14 protein-coding genes are annotated in these 18,041 nt (G+C 33.3%); 1 reads left to right on the top strand and 13 read right to left on the bottom strand.

Going from position 1 to position 18,041, the window contains the following annotated elements; genetic code table 11:
- Positions 1-45 precede the first annotated feature (45 nt).
- From rpoB to ftsZ, 13 genes are all read right to left on the bottom strand, one after another.
- Positions 46-3,510: a DNA-directed RNA polymerase subunit beta gene (gene rpoB / locus VF726_RS13000; RefSeq protein ID WP_440168652.1), complete on the bottom strand. Its 3,465-nt coding sequence runs from the start codon at positions 3,508-3,510 to the stop codon at positions 46-48.
- A 98-nt stretch (positions 3,511-3,608) separates the two neighbouring features.
- Positions 3,609-5,258 (bottom strand): ribonuclease J, encoded by a 1,650-nt coding sequence (locus VF726_RS13005; protein WP_440168654.1) that lies wholly within the window; start codon positions 5,256-5,258, stop codon positions 3,609-3,611.
- 53 nt (positions 5,259-5,311) lie between these two features.
- Positions 5,312-7,156 carry a glycosyltransferase gene (locus tag VF726_RS13010; RefSeq protein WP_440168656.1) on the bottom strand — a complete coding sequence of 615 codons (1,845 nt, stop codon included), beginning with the start codon at positions 7,154-7,156 and terminating at the stop codon, positions 5,312-5,314.
- 110 nt (positions 7,157-7,266) lie between these two features.
- Positions 7,267-7,977: a tetratricopeptide repeat protein gene (locus VF726_RS13015; protein WP_440168658.1), complete on the bottom strand. Its 711-nt coding sequence runs from the start codon at positions 7,975-7,977 to the stop codon at positions 7,267-7,269.
- A gap of 188 nt (positions 7,978-8,165) precedes the next feature.
- A complete protein-coding gene (locus VF726_RS13020) occupies positions 8,166-8,840 on the bottom strand; it encodes a tyrosine-type recombinase/integrase (protein ID WP_440168660.1) in 675 nt (224 codons plus the stop codon).
- Positions 8,841-9,004: 164 nt separating this feature from the next.
- Positions 9,005-9,829, bottom strand: a complete 825-nt coding sequence (locus tag VF726_RS13025) for a TIM barrel protein (RefSeq protein WP_440168662.1) — start codon at positions 9,827-9,829, stop codon at positions 9,005-9,007.
- Entirely contained in the window at positions 9,826-11,280 is a 1,455-nt protein-coding gene (locus VF726_RS13030) for a GGDEF domain-containing protein (RefSeq protein ID WP_440168664.1), read from the bottom strand. The genes VF726_RS13025 and VF726_RS13030 overlap by 4 nt, the downstream gene beginning before the upstream one ends.
- Before the next feature lie 195 nt (positions 11,281-11,475).
- Positions 11,476-12,351, bottom strand: a complete 876-nt coding sequence (locus VF726_RS13035) for a permease-like cell division protein FtsX (protein ID WP_088362372.1) — start codon at positions 12,349-12,351, stop codon at positions 11,476-11,478.
- Positions 12,351-13,061: a cell division ATP-binding protein FtsE gene (locus VF726_RS13040; protein ID WP_440168667.1), complete on the bottom strand. Its 711-nt coding sequence runs from the start codon at positions 13,059-13,061 to the stop codon at positions 12,351-12,353. Before VF726_RS13040 ends, VF726_RS13035 begins: the two co-directional genes overlap by 1 nt.
- 112 nt (positions 13,062-13,173) lie before the next feature.
- Complete coding sequence (locus tag VF726_RS13045) at positions 13,174-14,172, bottom strand: hypothetical protein (RefSeq protein ID WP_440168669.1); 999 nt, start codon at positions 14,170-14,172, stop codon at positions 13,174-13,176.
- 193 nt (positions 14,173-14,365) lie between these two features.
- Entirely contained in the window at positions 14,366-15,490 is a 1,125-nt protein-coding gene (locus tag VF726_RS13050) for an FtsW/RodA/SpoVE family cell cycle protein (protein ID WP_440168671.1), read from the bottom strand.
- Positions 15,491-15,606: 116 nt separating this feature from the next.
- Entirely contained in the window at positions 15,607-16,266 is a 660-nt protein-coding gene (locus tag VF726_RS13055; protein WP_440168673.1) for a DivIVA domain-containing protein, read from the bottom strand.
- A gap of 64 nt (positions 16,267-16,330) precedes the next feature.
- Positions 16,331-17,551 (bottom strand): cell division protein FtsZ, encoded by a 1,221-nt coding sequence (gene ftsZ / locus VF726_RS13060; RefSeq protein ID WP_440168675.1) that lies wholly within the window; start codon positions 17,549-17,551, stop codon positions 16,331-16,333.
- A gap of 218 nt (positions 17,552-17,769) precedes the next feature.
- Between ftsZ and VF726_RS13065 the strand changes: the two genes are divergently transcribed.
- Entirely contained in the window at positions 17,770-18,021 is a 252-nt protein-coding gene (locus VF726_RS13065) for a hypothetical protein (protein WP_440168677.1), read from the top strand.
- Positions 18,022-18,041 lie beyond the last annotated feature (20 nt).

An 18,041-nucleotide genomic window follows, 5' to 3' on the forward strand; every position in this document is an offset into this window, starting at 1 on the left:
CCTGGTTTTAAGGAAAGGAAGCCGCGTTTTCAAGCGGCTTTTAAATTAGTCTTCGTCTGGAATCGATTCTTCTTCTTCATCAAGCTCGGCATCATCTGAAATCGAGTCTTGATCGTCTTCTAGCTCATCTGATTCCTCATCCGTTTCAAAATCTTCTTCGTCTTCTAGAACAATTTGTTCTGGTTTATACTTTGGTTTTAAGAGCTCTAATCCATCCTTAGTTACTATGTCGGTATCCATACCGATTGCCTTCATCTCGGATAAGAGTAGTTTTAAACTCTCTGTTAAATTCGGTTCTGGTAATTCAAAACCGTGAACAATATTTTTATACATTTTTGATCGTCCGATAAAATCATCCGACTTTAATGTCATCATTTCTTGAAGAATGTTTGCAGCACCGTAAGCTTCAAGAGCCCAAACTTCCATTTCTCCAAAACGTTGTCCACCGTTTTGTGCTTTACCACCTAATGGTTGCTGTGTAACTAATGAGTAAGGCCCAATACTCCTAGCGTGTTTCTTATCTTTTATCTGATGATTCAATTTCATCATATACATAACGCCGACACTTACTTTGTTTTCGAATTTTTCACCAGTACGTCCGTCATATAAATCGAATTTCCCGTCTTCTGGTAGATTATTATCCTTAAGTATTTTCTGAATTTCTTCTTTTGCATTAACCCCACCAAATACAGGTGTTTCATATTTTATTCCCAGCGTTCTAGCGACCATTCCTAAGTGAAGTTCCATTACTTGTCCTATGTTCATTCGTGATGGAACACCTAAAGGATTTAACACTACATCTAATGGCGTGCCATCCGGTAAATGTGGCATATCTTCTTCTGGAAGAACGATTGAAACAACACCTTTGTTTCCGTGTCTTCCTGCCATTTTATCGCCTTTAACAATTTTTCTAGTTTCAGCGATAAGCACTTTTACTTCTTCAATTATTCCTTTTTTAAGGTCTGAATCTTTTAAAGTGTTTCTGATAACACCGATTACGACACCTTCTTTACCGTGATCCATTTTCAATGAATTATCACGGAAGTCATCAGTTTTTCCGATAAAAATAGCCTCTAATAAACGATTCTCAGCAGTCTTATCTTCTTTTGATTTAGGTGTACGTTTACCAACTAGGATGTCTCCGCCCTTAACAGCTGTCCCTATTTTTACTATGCCTGATTCATCTAGATTTTCCTTTTGGTTCTGACCGGTTTGTGGAATATCTAATGTTATTTCCTCTGGTCCTAAACGGGTAGATCTTACTTCGGTTTTGTATTCTTGAATCATTACAACCGTTAAAACATCTTCTTTTACGAGTCTCTCGCTTAATACGATACTATCCTCGTAGTTATAACCTTCCATAGGCATAAATCCTACTAGTAAGTTTTGACCTACGGCTAACTCGCCATTATTTGAAGATGTTGAATCTGCTAATACGTCGCCTTTTTTAAATTTTTGACCTACATAGCAACGTACGTAATGGTTCCAACAAGTACCGTCATTTGTTCTTCTAAATTTATTTAAGAAGAATTCTTTAAGTTCACCCGAATTGGTGCGGATTACAATTCTATCCTCTTTAATGCTGTCTACAATTCCATCTTCGTCCGCAATGATAGATGCCATTGTATCCTTTGCAATACGTCCTTCAATTCCAGTACCTATAAGCGGTTCAGTTGGATTTAATAACGGAACACCTTGTCGTTGCATATTCGCACCCATTAATGCGCGGTTCGCATCGTCATTCTCTAAGAATGGGATACAACAAGAACCAATACCGAAAGGCTGTTTAGATGAAACTGCTACATAATCAACATCATCAGAATCCACCGTTAAGTATTCTTTGCCATAACGTACAGTGGTTTTTTTGTCTTTAAATGAACCATCTTCGTTAACAGCTAAAGCTTCAGCAATATAATATTTTTCTTCCACATCTGCTGTTAGATAGTGAATAGAATCGCTTGCCTTTTTAGTTTTCTTGTTTACTTTTCGATATGGAGATGTAATGAAGCCATATTCGTTTATTTGGGCGAAAGTACTCAATTGGTTTATAAGACCAACGTTTTGTCCTTCAGGGGTTTCAATAGGACAGATACGTCCATAGTGAGTCGAATTTACATCTCGGACCTCAACACCTGCGCGTTCTCTTGTGAATCCACCGGGACCAACTGCGCTGGTTCTTCTTTTATTAGATAGTTCCGCAAGAACGTTTATCTGATCTACATACTGAGATAATTGTGAGCTTCCAAGGAATTCATTAAATTTAGCTTCGAGAGGTCTTGAATAAATGAGGGATTGTGGAGTTAATTCATCAACATCTTTCTTACCTGTGTTTGCATTTAACATCAGCTGGTCACGAATATTTTTTTCTATTCGTTTAGATCCAATGAAGAATTCTTTTTGAAGGTTTTTTCCAACTTGTTTAATATATCTGTTGGATAAGTGGTCAATATCATCGATATCCCCTATTCCGTCTCCCAGATGGAGTAAATAGTTGATTGTAGAAATGATATCTTGAATAGTTAAATAGCGTTGTTCTAACTTTTCGTTTCCAATTACATTTATAATATTTCCTTCTTTATTTTCTACCTTTATTTCAGTTACGTTTAAGTTTTCAAGCATCTCATCATCTATTAAAGTTCCTTTTGTATAACCGCCTATGTCCTCACCTAACGGCATTTTAAGAACACGCTGAGCTAAAGATAGCTTTTGGTTAATTTTATTTCGTCCAACCCTCTCTAAATCATATCGTTTTGGATCAAATAAAGAGGACTCAATAAAACTTTTTGCCCTGTCAATTGAAGGGATTTCGCTTTGTCGTACTTTCTTATAGAACTCAATAAGCGCTTCTTCATATGTTTCTGTTTTATCTTTTTCTAGTGTTGCTAAAATATATTTATTTTCACCAAAGATTTCTTTAATTTTATCGTTATTTCCGATTCCTAACGCCTTTAAGAACACTGTTAATGGCATTTTTCTAGTTTTATCAACTCGTGCCCAAGCTACATCGCGAGCATCAGTCTCAAAGTATAACCAAGTACCGCGGTCAGGCTGGATTCTAGAGGAGTATAAAACTTTCCCTTTATCATTTGTTTTTGATTCGTAAAATGCACCTGGTGATTTTAAAATTTGAGTAACAACTACTCGTTCATTTCCTTTAAAAATAAAAGATCCGCCTGGTGTCATATATGGGAATTCTGTAAAAAATACTTCCTGATCTTTAATCTCACCAAAGACTTTACTAATAAGACGTAAATCGACCATTAACTTGCCGTAATAACTAGTATTTTTATCCATTGCCATTTTAGGTGTTATTGCTGGTGGCACCACACGGTAACCTTTGTATTGTAATTCGTACATACCATCATTATCTTTATCTTTAATTGGGAAGATTTGTTGAAGTACTTCGTCAATCCCCTTGTCTAAAAATTCTTTGAATGAGTCTCTTTGATGATTAATTAAATCTGGTAGTTCTATAAAGTCTTTCATATTTGCGAAAGGTACACGACTCACTAAATTCACCTCTTTTTTCTCAATAAACAAAGCTAAAGGCTTTTTCCTTTAGCTTTGTTTGGTAATAATTAATTTACAAAAATATTATTTAATCCTTTTTATTTATCAAAATCTCGAATAAATTCAATCATTGGCACGATAAGTGGTCTTCTTTTTATATGATTGTAAATTACATCTGCAAAATCATCTATTAAAGCTCTTTTTAAAGTGCCGTCTTTCTTTTCAGAACCAAGACGTTCTTTCACTGCATTTGCTAATTCCTTGTTAAGCTCGGTTTTATCTAGTTTTGCTGCGATGCCTTTTAGTTCAAAACGAATTTGCACTTTCTTTTCTTTTGTTAAAACCTTAGCTTGTACAACTACTAGACCTTGCTCTGCCATACGTTTTCGGTCTCTCATTATATTGATATTTACATCTCCAAGTCCCGAGTCATCAACCATTACTGGGCCCGCTTGGACTTTTTCAAATAAACATCCACTTTCATCTGTAATTTCAACTACATCACCGTTTTCACAGATGAAAATATTATCAGCTTTAATTCCTACTTGAGTAGCAATTTCTTTATGTTTTACTAGCATTCGATATTCACCGTGACAAGGGATAAAGTATTCAGGGCGTAGTACGCTTAACAGAAGTTTTTGTTCCTCCTGATATCCGTGACCAGATGTATGAATCTCACTCTTTTGAACAACTTTTACTTCCTTCTTTAGTAAATTGTTAATTAATAATCCTACTGATTTTTCATTTCCTGGTATTACACCTGAAGAGAAAATAACAGTATCATTTTTTTCTATACTTACAAATTTATTTTCATCCATTGAAAGTTTGCTAAGTGCAGCTGTTTCTTCTCCTTGAGCACCAGTTGCCAAGAATAATAGTTTGTCCTTTGGATAATTATTAGCTTCCTTTTCTGTAATAATTGTGTCATCACTAATATTAAAATAACCTAATTGGCTGGCTAATTTGATATTCTTCTTCATACTACCGCCGACTACAATCACTTTTTTATTTAGTTTTTCTGCAATTTCTAAAATACTTTTCACACGATGTAAACTTGATGCAAAAGTCGCTAAAACAACCCTTCCTGTAGCTTGGAAGATTTCTTTTTCTAGATTAACTGCTACAACAGATTCCGGAACAGAGACACCGGGTTTCTCTGCATTTGTGCTATCAGATAGTAATACCTTTACACCCTGTTTCCCTATTTCGCCTAGACGTTGGAAATCAATAAACTTTCCATCTACCGGATGATAGTCAATTTTAAAATCACCTGTATGAACTACATTACCTATAGGTGTTTCGATTACGACTCCTACAGAATCCGGAATACTATGTACAGTTCCGAAGAAACTAACTCTTACTTTATTAAACTTTAATACATCATCAAGTGATTTAATGATTCTAATGTTTGTTTTAATCACTTTATGAAATTTTAACTTGTTATGGATCATCCCTGCCGTTAATTTAGTAGCATAAATAGGGATATGTCCAAACTCCTTCATAAAGTATGGTAAAGCACCTATGTGGTCTTCGTGCCCGTGTGTAATAAACATTGCTTTGATTCTATCTTTATTTTGTCTTACATATTCAAAGTCTGGAATAATAACATCTACTCCATACATATCTTCGTCCGGGAAAATAATACCTGCATCGATAATGAACATTTGACTGTTGTATTCAACCACAGTCATATTTTTCCCTACTTCACCTAGCCCACCTAGTGGAATAATACGTATCTTATCTTTCATAAAAAGAATGCTGTCTTCTTATTATAAGAAGAGCAGCAATTCACACTCCTTTCTTATATCTGCCTGTTCTTAATGAAGTCAGATTGTGGAACTTGTTTTGTTATATCTGCAATTAATTGCTTTACAATTGTTTTCTCGCCTTTTTTCTCATAAGCAAGAATAGTAAGTTCTATCGGTCTAAAATTATTCTTATCTATTTGACTAGCTTTTTCGGCAAATAAGATACTCTCATCCCATTTATCTTGTGTATACAGTAGTTCAGCTGTACGTAACCAAACTCCGAAATCACCGCTATTTGTCTTTAAATATTCAACGAAAATCGAAGTTGCCATTTCATCAAAATAGTATTTTTCAAGAACATAACCAACTTGCTTCCAATATTTTTTATTAAAATAATGGAACATTTGAATGATCTTAGAAAAATCATTAAGATTTCGTTGTTTTATAAGTTCTTCGATAATAGCTACATACATATCGCCATCAAATCCATATCGTTTTACTTCTACACCCAACCTGAATTGTTCTATGGCCTTAATTGTTTTATTTTGTAATAACCAATCTTGGAAACTGTCTTTTTTTCGTTCTAAGTTATAAATGTATAACGTTGCTAATATTTTGTTTTTTTCAGTTTCTTTTAATGCTTTGAACTCTTTTTGTATTTGTTCATATCTGTTAGATTCCCAAAGCTTAATAAAACGATTTTCATCAGTTGTTAGTTTATTCATAGGAATTTCTTTAATACCTTTTTTTATGCGATATGCGAAAAACATTTCTTTTTGTAATTCTTCTTCCACTATGTTTTGTTTTATATACTCATATAAACCATTTTGGTCATAATGATGTAACATTACATTTATCATTTCTTGTATTACTACTTTTTGATTACCTGTTATTCCAGCTAGTATTTGAATCGTTTTGGTGATGGATTCATAATCACGTTTGTTTTTTGCTACTTTTAGTAATTCCCAAAGTGTATAAATGTTTTCTGTTCCATCTACTGTTTGCAGATTATTTAAAAACGAGCCTAGCCCCCTTCTTAACTCTAATTCAGCGTCCTCAATTCTTCCGACTTTGAATAGCACTTGCGTCTTTTGAAAATGAAAACGAGTTTCCTCTGGGAATCTAATAATTGCTTCGTTTGCAAATGATTCTGCTTCTGTAAATCTACGTGTCTCAATTAAGCAATGGATAATGTTTCTATAGATTTCTCCTTCATAGCTGCTGCCTCTACCAAATTTCAATGATCGTTTTAGATGCATTAGGGCTTCATTAAATTTTTTAATGTTAATTAACTCATTAGACATATTAAAAAGTTGAAATGCGTTGTTTGGATTTTTTTGCAGTTCTTTTTCTAAAATACGCATATTTCTTTTTCTCTTATTTTTTTGCATTACTACTTGGGATAGATAACCATAATGTTGGATTGTTAATGGGGAAGCTTGGGGCGTATACCCTTCTTTGTGTTTTAATTGTTCGTGGATTGATCCTTCGTAATAGAAATTCCCATCATTTTTAAATAAACGTACATTTATATGAGAAGTATTTACTTTGTCTTTATCAGTAACGTTAATAATCTTTACTTTAAAGGCTTTTTCATTTGATGATATTAAAGCGTTCATTTCATTTACAAAGTTCTCGTCTATTCTCTCGTCTGCATCTAACATTAGTATATAGTCACCTGTCGCAATGTTAATTAACTCATTTCGAACAGCAGCGAAGTCATTCTTCCACTTCATTTCTTTGAAAATTATATTTTCATCTTCTAAGAATTTAACCGAACCGTCTGTAGAACCTGTATCTATAATAACAACCTCTGAGAAATGTTTTTTAAAGAACGGTATTGTTTCTTCCAAATTATTTTTTTCGTTTTTTACCATAAGTGCAACTGTAGTATTCATATGCACACCTCCATTCTCACTTTCTTTCGAACTGGTTTTTTATCCTTTTTTGAAATGAAAGTTTTATTTTGCGTTCAAATAAATAAAGCCCAACAAATGTTGGGCTTTATTTAAAATGATTGGAGTAATTCAATTGCTTTAATGTTTTTTTCAACTAGATCTTTTTCGTTTGGTACTTCTTCCAATAATTTGTTTAATATATAAATTGCACTTTCAAACTCCCCGGTCTTACAATATACACGGGACAAAAAGTAATATGACATTACGTTTTTAGAATCAAGGTTTATACTCTTTAAAAGAGAATCTTTTGCTTTATCAAATTCAAGTTCTTTCAGGTACGAATATCCTAGTTCATATAATAATTCGGTGTCCTGTTTTTCTTCAGGGATCTTATTCAGAATAAAATCATTAACTTCTTCATATTCGCCAAGTCGATTAAAAGTTTTAATTAAATATTGAACTGTTTTTTCATTATTTTCATCTAAGCTAAAAGCATATATTAAAACTTTCTTCGCGTCTGCATATCGTTGGTCCCTATATAAAGAAATTCCGTACCACATTTGATAATCTGGTTCAGTATCTTCTAGAATTGCTGCTTTTTCGAAGTATTCTGTTGCGCTGTCTTCCTGAAAATAATATGAAGATAACCCTGCAAAGAAATAGTATTTCACTTCTTCAGGATCCAAATCAATTGCTTCTCTAAAATAGTAGTAAGCCTTTGCGTATTCACCCTCTGTAATTTGATTCATTCCGCGTTGAAATGATTCTTTTGCCTTATCAGTATAGTAATTATCCGGGTACAATTGAAATATTTTTTTCAATATAAAACACCCCTTCTGTCTTGCCAAGACAAGCAAATTTCTTTAGCGAACATACTTTTTTTCTATGTTTTGTAAAGAAAAATAGGCTTTTTTTACTATGGAACATAAAGGATGTTTCAATATAAAGAAAGTAAAAAAGATGGCAATTAGAAAATACCATCTTTTTCAGGGTAACTATGCACAACTAATTATGCTTGTTTCTTTTTCATATACAGGTGTTTCGGTTTAATCGTATTGTCCTCAATTTCAGTTAGATATTTATTGATCACAAAATAAATACCTGACTCTTTTAATGGGTGACCGTGTTGATTAGTTAATATAAAGCCCTCACTATATATGTTTTTCAATTCTTCTAAGTTTCGAGCGGTTTCTTCACTAATTACAACTGACTTTCTCTCAAGATATATCATTCGCTTATCTAAGTCGCAGTCTTTAAATGTTATCTTAATCATTTCGTTAGGTTTAATGCCTTCATCCATTAAGAGCTTAAAAACAATTTTATCTCGAATACTCTCGCTATCATTCACTTTAGATTTAAGAATTTCAAGTTTTTCATTAGATATTTCAACGTTCTCTTTTACTATCTTAGGTTGTTGGATGTTATCCATTGGGTTATGTACCATTGAACCATTTTTTCTTAGCCATTTGAAATACTGTCTTAATAAACTTAGTTTCTTTGCCACGGTATCGCTGGTATACCCATTCTCGCGTAGTGTTTGTATAAATTCTCTAATATTTGCCTCTGAAGTCTGTTCTACACTAATTTGTTGAGTATTTATATAGTTAATAAAGTCTTTATAATCTTTAATGTAACCTTTAGCTACTTTTTCCGAATACTTATCTAGCAGATAGTTTTCAAACAAAATTAGCCCTCCTTTACATATAAATTGCAGTTAATTTTCATTCGCTTTCCTTTTATTGCAAGTAAAGAATTCATTTCCTTTACCTCATAGAAAACAGGTAACAAAAAAAGAACTGAATGGCCTATAAAACAGGCTTTGACAGCTCTTCTCTGAAAGATAGCATATTAATCATAAAAACGAAGTAAATAGTCTATAGATCTAAGGTAGTAAGAAGCATCTGGTGAGTTCTCCACTATCCATATTTTCTCTTTTACCTTTGGTTTGTTTAGAATGTGGTGATAACCTTGAAAACCTATCGTACCCTCACCTAATGGGGGTGGAGATTTATCATCTCTTCTAGTTCCAAGGGAATAATGAGTTTCATTTATATAAATCACCTTAATGTTTTCCCAACCAATATAACTATCGATTACTTGGTAAAAGTTTTCCGCCTTTTCTTCACCTAGAAAATCATACCCAGCAGCATATGCTCTCGCTAAATCTAAAGCTCCTTTAACTTGCGGATGAAAAGTAATTAATTCTTTCCACTCTCGTAAATCTGCTGCAATTTCTGTACCTGCTCCTCTCATATTCTTAACAAGGATTTGTCCCATCCACTCTGTTCTGTTAAGGATATCCCACAATTGATATTTCAAGTTTTCCATTGCAATGAGAGGGTGCTGATTTGTATAGTACCCGGGATGTACCACATAATAGGGTGATCTAAAATTAATTGCGTAAGTTAAGTCCTCTAATACTTTTTCCTCATCTAAACTCTCTAAATTCGCAAGGTTATATACATATGGAGCGTGAATTATTGCGGGTTTTATATCTTTATAATCAGTGAATTCTAAAAGTGTTTTTAGGTTCTTTTCTTTTAAATTATGAAGCTCTCCTCCACGTAAACCCCTTGCAAAAATTTGAAACGTATTCCCTCGACTAGAAGAAATACGTTCCTTTAATTTGATTAGCCCTCCAGAAAAGGGGAAATGGAACCCGATTCTCATCATTCCATCCCCCTTTCATATACAGTAACAAGATTTCGACCGTTTTCTTTTGAATGATACAATCCAATATCGGCCTTTTTAGAAAGGTCTTTCAGATTCATACCGTGAACACCAAAGGTTGCTACGCCTATTGATACCGTAATAGCTCTGTATTTAAACGGGAATTGTTCTATTGATTTGCGAATAGCTTCAGCTTTATGGAAACACTCTTCAGGTGTACCTGTTAAATATCCCATAAACTCTTCTCCGCCCCAACGACCAATTACATCTTGTCCGTTAAATCCTTCCACAGTTTCAGTTGCAATTCTAGATACTACTCTTAAAACTTCATCACCTATATCGTGGCCAAATGTATCATTAAAGCTCTTGAAATGGTCAATATCTAACAGTATAACTGTAAATGGTTTTTTGTTTTCTTTCATAGACTTTACTTTTTCGTTAAATAACTCACCTTCAAGATAAGCCCTGTTAGGGATTGTTGTTAGTCTATCAAATAAGGCTGCTTTCTTAAGCTTTTCGTTCTTTCTAACTTCTTTAAGCCTAGACATTGCCGATTCCGCGTAAATGGTAAGTATCTCAAAATCAGATTCTTCAAACGGGAAGAATACTATCTGACCGTCTTCACCTAATCTTGATCGTTTCCCATAGACTGCAATTGCACCCCAAGGTCTTTTTTCGTATGTTAATGGAACACGAAGTAATTGTCTGTCATAAAAAGATTCTTTCCCGGTTTCAAGATTTAATTTTTGTGGTACTTGATATTTTCCTTTATCGCCTTTATCAGAAATTTGATGGAAAATACCATCCTTAAAGTAATAAAGGACTACATAGTAAGCATTAAAATAATCCATTGAAGAATTAAGGATTTGTTCAACTAGGTTGTCTATAGTATTTATTTCATCTAAATTTTGCTTATGAATAAATAATTTTGAAACGACTTCGATTTGATTATTCTTCACTGAGTTTTCAATCAATAAATTTTCGTTTTCTTTTTGTTCGTTTTTCAAAATATTTTCTAGAACAGAAATCTTCCTGAAATTCATATTTAAAATTACGCCAGCAACGTATATAGCTGCCCCTATAGCAACTACCCCAAATAATTGATCTCCTCGGAACCAATGAAAAGCTGAAATAGTAATTGCTAAAAATAAGAAATCTAATTGTGATGCCTTCATTGAAATCAATTGAATAAATGGCATTAATAATAGGTAGTATATGAATGGAATACTTGGGAAGTAAAAGATTAATCCTAGTACCACTAGCCATTCGATATAAGAGACTATTCTATTTGAGGTAAATACTGAAAAAATAAGTGCATATCCCCCTAATAATGCCGTTTGAATCATTTTCATCTGGGTTATACCTGGATCACCAACGGTCCATAATATTGATATTGCTATTAAAGTGAGCAACACTCTGTATCCGATTGTTAAGAACAAGTAGACTCTATCCATCTGATCACCTCTCTTTCTGAAACCAGATTTTCATAGGTTCTACCACAAAAAATATAAAAGAGTAAGTTTTTCAATTAAATTTATTTAGTTTACATAACAATATTATTGGTGCAAACTAATGGACTACGCTGGGCTTTTTTCTTTATACACTTTTCGGCGGAAAATAGAAGAAAAAACTAATCAAAAAGATTAGTTTTAGTGACGCTTTAAGTATCTCTGCGTAGAAAGTATGCTACTGATTAAAGCAATTATTACCGCTACACCCAACATTGTTGGAGTTAATTTCAAAATAACGTCTGATACACTCATAAATAGATTTATTGGTAGGTCTTTCATTACAAAATGAATACCTTTTTCATAAACATAGTAAACACATACTAGTACCAAGCTTGCTGAAAATAACGTCAAAAGCATTGCCTCTAAAATAAATGGTATTCTAATATTCAGCATTCCAGCCCCTATTAGATCCTTAATTTCAATTTCCTTATTCCTATTAAGAATGTTCATTCTAATTGATGAATAAATTACTGCTCCTGTTGCTACAGACATAATAATTACTATCCAAAAAGCTGTTTGATTTATTTTGTCAGTGACTTTAAAAAAGTTATCTATAAACTCTTTACCGAATTTTATATCTTTAGCCACGCCCCAGGATTCAAGGGTTTTAACTACTTTATTTATATCTCTAGGGTTATGTAACTTTAATTCAAATGATGCTGGTAAAGGATTGAAACCTAAATTTGTTAACATTTTCTCTCTTTTCCCTAATTCTTGTTTCATTTTCTGATAAGCTTCATCTTTGCTGATAAAAGTATATGACTTCACTTGTTTCATTTCTTGAATCTTATTTTGTATTGATTGATAGTCTTTCACTTCATCTTTTAAATATAGAACAATTTGTATTTTGTCTTCTCCTGATGAAGAGATATATTTAGCATTCAATCCAATGATTGTAAAGATTGCTAATAAAGAAAAGCATACAACGGAGAGTAGTAATGCAAAGGAATTCATTAAGATGTTTCGAAACAATCCTTTAAAAGCTTCTTTAAACCATAGAATAAATGTCCACATCAATGATTGCTCCTTTCTCTTCGTTGAATGAAATCAGATAGACTTACATTATTTTTATAGGTTTTATCGATTATATTTCCGTCTTGGACATATATAATTCGCTTTTTCATTTCTCTTACTATTTCTTTATTATGTGTAGCCATTAATACAGTTGTTCCTCGTTCGTTTATTTCTTTTAGATAATGCATAACATTGTTAGCATTTTCATCATCTAAATTACCTGTGGGCTCATCGCAAATTAATATTTGCGGATCATTAATCATAGCTCTCGCAATGGCTACTCTTTGTCGTTCTCCCCCTGACATCTCGTGTGGAAATTGTTTTTCTTTCCCTTTTAGACCTAACATTTCAAGTGTTTTAGCTGCTCTCTTTCTAGATGTTATAGGACTGTGGCCATAGCATTCTAATACGTATGATACGTTTTCTATAGCTGTTTTATTTTCTAATAGCTCAAACGTTTGAAATACTACCCCTATATTTCGTCTTAGAGTCGTCTTTTTTATTTTTTTCATATCTTTACCAAAAACCATAATTGTTCCACTACTAGCTTTTTCTGCTTTGTACAGCATTTTTAATAAAGTGCTCTTACCTGCTCCGCTTTTCCCCATAAAAAATACGAATTCGCCGTTTTCAATTTTAAAACTTGCTTCTTTAATCGCGTGAATACCTGAACTAGGGTAGAACTTTTCAATCCCTCTATATTCAATCATCTTTTAACCACCTTTCAGTGTCACTACGTAGATACTTTAGGGATATCTGGGTGGTTTCCTTTCATATTTTGAACAACAAAAAAAGCGAGTATTATCTACTCGCTTTTAAATATTATGCTTTTTTTCTTTCAGCAAAGATTGAAAACCTAACATCATCAATTGAACCGAATTCTTGTTTAATTGCTTGCCACATTTCTTTATTTTCAGCTTTTAGTTCTTTTTCACCATAATTCATAGGTTTACTCTCAACAAACTCGATCATTTGTTCACGAGTAATGTTCAATGCACTCTTAATTGCAGCAGCATCGTCTTTTGAAAGATAGCCCCACTTAACTAATTTCTCCAAATCAACCCCTGCATCACCTGATAACATTGGCTGTTTTTCGACTTTCTTCTTAACAGGTTTCTTCGCTACAATAGTTTTTACTGCTGATTTGTTTTTCGCATTTTCAAGTGGCTGAATTAAAAATCTTTTTTGATATTCATCGTAAAAATGTTCTTCATCTATAAAGAATTTCCCTATGTGCTTAGCTAGTAAAGAGCGTTCTTTTTTTAAGTTATTTGGCTTTCCGCCAGTTATAAAGAATGTATGTGCTTCAAATAAAATGCGGTCTTGGTTCCATCCATCCAATATATCCTTTGTAAGCTTTTTAACAGTGCCAAAACCATTCATAATGCTTGTTTTAATACTATCTTCAATATTTTTATGTCTCATTGCCTCAATGCCGAAGCGCTCTTTACGTTCTTTCATCATTAAGAATAAGAAATACTTTTCACGTTCTTTAAAATGACGTTGTAATATACCTACTTCTTTTTCTAATTTGTGCCAAGAACCGAATACCTTTAAAACTAGATTGAAATAATCAGGATCTATATTAACAACTTCTTTTTCTGATAATGTTTCGTTCTTTAAGAATCTTCGTTTATATTCAGTAATTAATTCTTCTCTTAGTTCACATTCAGCTACTTCTATAAATGAATCATATGAATTAAATTCTTTTGTAATTGCACTATATAATTCAGGTTCGTTTTTTTCTAAATCAGTTTTAGATACAGACTCACCACTAAAAATTTTATTTTTATAGTTAAGGATAATGTCCTCTCTAGTCATAACCTCATCTCCTTTTTTCCTCTTCTATTATTATTAGCAAAAAAACATATAAAAATCTACACTTTTTTAATACATATTAAGTATTTTTAATGAAATTTAATATATATACATTAAAAAATGACTATTTATATAAATCAGCGGATTTTTTTGTCGTGTTTTTTAAAAACTTCAAGAAAATAAAAAAAGAGAAGTCTTATTGATTAGACTTCTCAATTTCGTTTGTTGTATGTGAGTATACATTATAAACAACGCCCATCATCATACACATTATTATATTCGATGTTCCTCCATAACTTATAAATGGTAATGGCATACCTGTTACAGGGAACAATCCTGATATTACTGCCATATTAATCGATGCTTGGAATAGAATAATTAACATTACACCCATTACAAGTAGAACTCCGAAATCATTTCTTGCGTTTAATGCGATAGTTGTACCAAAGATATATAAGAATACAAATATTAAAATTACGAATAATACTCCCATTAAACCAAGTTCTTCCCCGATAACACCCAGGATGAAATCAGTATGATTTTCGGGTAACCAACCGAATTTCTGCCTACCTAATCCAAGTCCTATTCCAAAAAATTCACCTGATCCAAGAGCGTACCAGTTCTGAGTTATTTGATATCCATCACCCATTTTATCTGCTAACGGATCAATAAAAGTTAAAACACGTTCTCTACGGAATTCAGAAGTTAATATAGTTAGTGCTCCGACAGTTATTCCAGATAAGACTGCACCAAAGAATAAAATACGGTTTATACCTGCAAAATACAACATAACACCAGAAACTAAGATAAGGATCATAACAACTGATGCGTGGTTCTGTGGAACACCTATCAATGCACCCATTGAAATAATATATAATCCTATTTTCCCTAAGGACTTCGCTGTATTTAGTTTATTTATCTTTTTAGCTTCTGAAATTAAATATGCCACTGTGATAATGATTACAATTTTCGCTAATTCAGATGGTTGAAATTGAACACCTAGATTTAGCCAACGTTTAGCACCGTTTACAACAATACCTAGTGGTGTAAAACCTACAAGAACAAGTAGTAATACGGTCACACCGTTCATCCAAACAATCCATTTTTTCCACTTTGTATATGGATACATAGCTACAACAATACCGGCAGCAACACCCAAGACGTTATTTAATAGCTGCTTTTGGAAAAACAAATACATACTTTTGTTATGTGTTTGAGCTAAGGATTTTACAGAACTAGCACTAAAAATCATCATTAAACCGAATACCATCAAAGTAATTAGTAACAATGTGAATAATGGATGGAATCTAACTTTCTGCATTCAATCCCCTCCTAGTCTTCCTTTAATTTTGTTAAAAAGAAAAAATCCCTCTTAAGCGAGGGATTAATAAATGAAGTTGAAGTACCATTGTGTAAAACACATCGAACTATTAAATATTAAGCACTGGCTTCTTTGGCTAAGCCACGTAATCTAACACTAGCACTACCAAGATTTTCAGTTAACACATCAAGTTTGTCTGCACTTGAAGCGATTTCATCTTGAATTTCGCGAGCTCTCTTATTTAATTCGTATTTTACTTCTTTTGCTTGGCGAATACGTTCATCTGCTGTCCTATTGATTTCATCAGCATTTTTTTGAGCTTCAGAAATTATTTGTTCTGCTTGTGCCTTAGCATCGCGGATAATTTTTTCTTTATCCATTTCTGCGTCGTTAACGATTTCATCAGCTTTCACTTCTGCGTTAGTTAATAGATCTGCCATATGCTTTTGCAGACGATCCATTCTTTGTCCTTTTGACTTAAGAACTGTTGCCATTTCATCAGAAGTTGTTTCTTCTTTGACTTCAGTTGGACCAGCGTTCGATTCAGCTACTCTACCATTCTTGTAATTATTATAGAAAGTATATAGCTCTGATGTTGCTTTTTCTAATCTCTGAACACCTGATACGACTCCTGTTAAAAATGTATCAACTTCTGATTGCTTATAAAAAATTTCTTTAGAAAACGGGAATTTCATTGTTTCGAATTCGACGTTTAATATCTCTACACTAATAGACTTTTTTTGCTGCGGGTTATTATTTTCCATTCCATCGGCCAATCGAGGCCTTTCCCTCCCTCAAATAATAATCTTACCGCCCTAAATAGAGCGGTAAGTGCTTTAATCAACCTTGGTTATATCTACGACGTAGGAAAGATGGAATCTCTATCTTATCGTTGTTTTCAATCTCTTTTTGAACATCTGCGAAAGAGTTGTATGACGCTCCATTAGAAACAGGTTGTTCTAACTCTTCTTTTTTTGGAACTGATAATTCAGTTTCATCTTTAGAAGTTCCTCTTATAGATAGGTCAATAGTACGTTCGCTCTTTTCACCGTTCCAAACGTTCGCTGCTTGGCCCTCTGAAAGCTCGTCGTTAAAACCAGTTGCAACGATTGTAACTTGTACACGATCTTCTTCCCAGTTTTCATCAGTTGCAAAGTTTTGACCGTATAAGATTTCAGCATCTTCATCAGCGTGCTCTTCAATCATAGTTGCAGCGCGTGTGATTTCCATAAACGATAGTTTTTTGCTACCAGTAAAGCTCATAATGATACCTTTTGCACCTGTAATACCGTGCATAAGTAATGGATTTGTCATAGCGATTTTAGCTGCTTTAATAGCTGCTTGTTCGCCTTTAGCTTCACCCATACCCATTAATGCTGAACCACCTACGCGTACAACTGTGCGAATGTCAGCATAGTCAAGGTTGATGTGACCTCTTTTATTAATTAAAGATGAAATACCACGAACTGAATGTGCTAGTACTGAGTCTGCGTGACCAAACGCTTCTTCAGTAGAAAGTTTTTCAGCTTCTGCTTCATCGATTGATTCTAGGATTTTGTCGTTAGGGATTGTGATTAATGTATCTGTAGAACCGAACGTTTCTTTGCGTCCTTTTTGACCTTGACGCATACGTTTACGGCCTTCAAATTTGAATGGTAGTGTTACTACACCAATTGTTAAGATATCTAGCTCTTTACAGATGCTTGCTACAACAGGAGCTGCGCCAGTCCCTGTTCCTCCGCCCATACCTGCTGTTACGAAAACAAGGTCCGCTCCTTCAACAGCTTGGCGAATTTCTTCTTTATTTTCTTCTGCTGCTCGTTTACCGATTTCAGGATCTGCACCTGCGCCTAAACCACGAGTAGTTTTAGAGCCGATTAAAACACTTCTTGCTGGAGAATTTTCTAATACTTGAAGGTCTGTATTGATTACAATATATTCTACTGAATCTTCAGTTGCATCTTCTATCATTCGATTAACTGCGTTGCATCCTGCACCACCGACACCGATTACCTTTATTACTGCGTTTTCTGCTCTTTTTAAGTCTTTTTCATTTTCCATTATTATTGTTACCCCCTGCAAAATTTCCATTTATTTATTTGTTGATATCTTAACGTTGGAAAAACAATCCCTCGTTTTTATTAATTTCGTAGACATTATATTTTCAAAGAAAAATAAAAAACAACGGGTATTAACTTTTTTTTTATTTTTTTTGTTTTCCACAAAAAAAGATTAAATCGACTATAATTTCAAAAAAGATTTTTCAAGGAGGAAATATTATGTTAGTACGTTGGTTGCCAGTTGAAATTAAAGGGGTTCAATTACCTATTGATGAGGTTGGCGAAGGTAAATATGAAATTTCACTAGCAAAAAAAATGAAGAAAAAATTAAAAAAGATTATTCGCCAATTCGAAAAAGGTGTTCAACCCGTAGTTGAACTGCCTGGTGAAGAACGAGTGATCTATAAAGTTCCACAAGGAAGTAATTTGTTCTATTTAATTGAGGATTATAAAGAAGGTTGTATGTATTGACTTTCTTAGTCTTAAATTCT

Origin of the sequence: Bacillus sp. Brlt_9 (assembly GCF_051948935.1) — a bacterium.
GTDB lineage: Bacteria > Bacillota > Bacilli > Bacillales > Bacillaceae_G > Bacillus_A.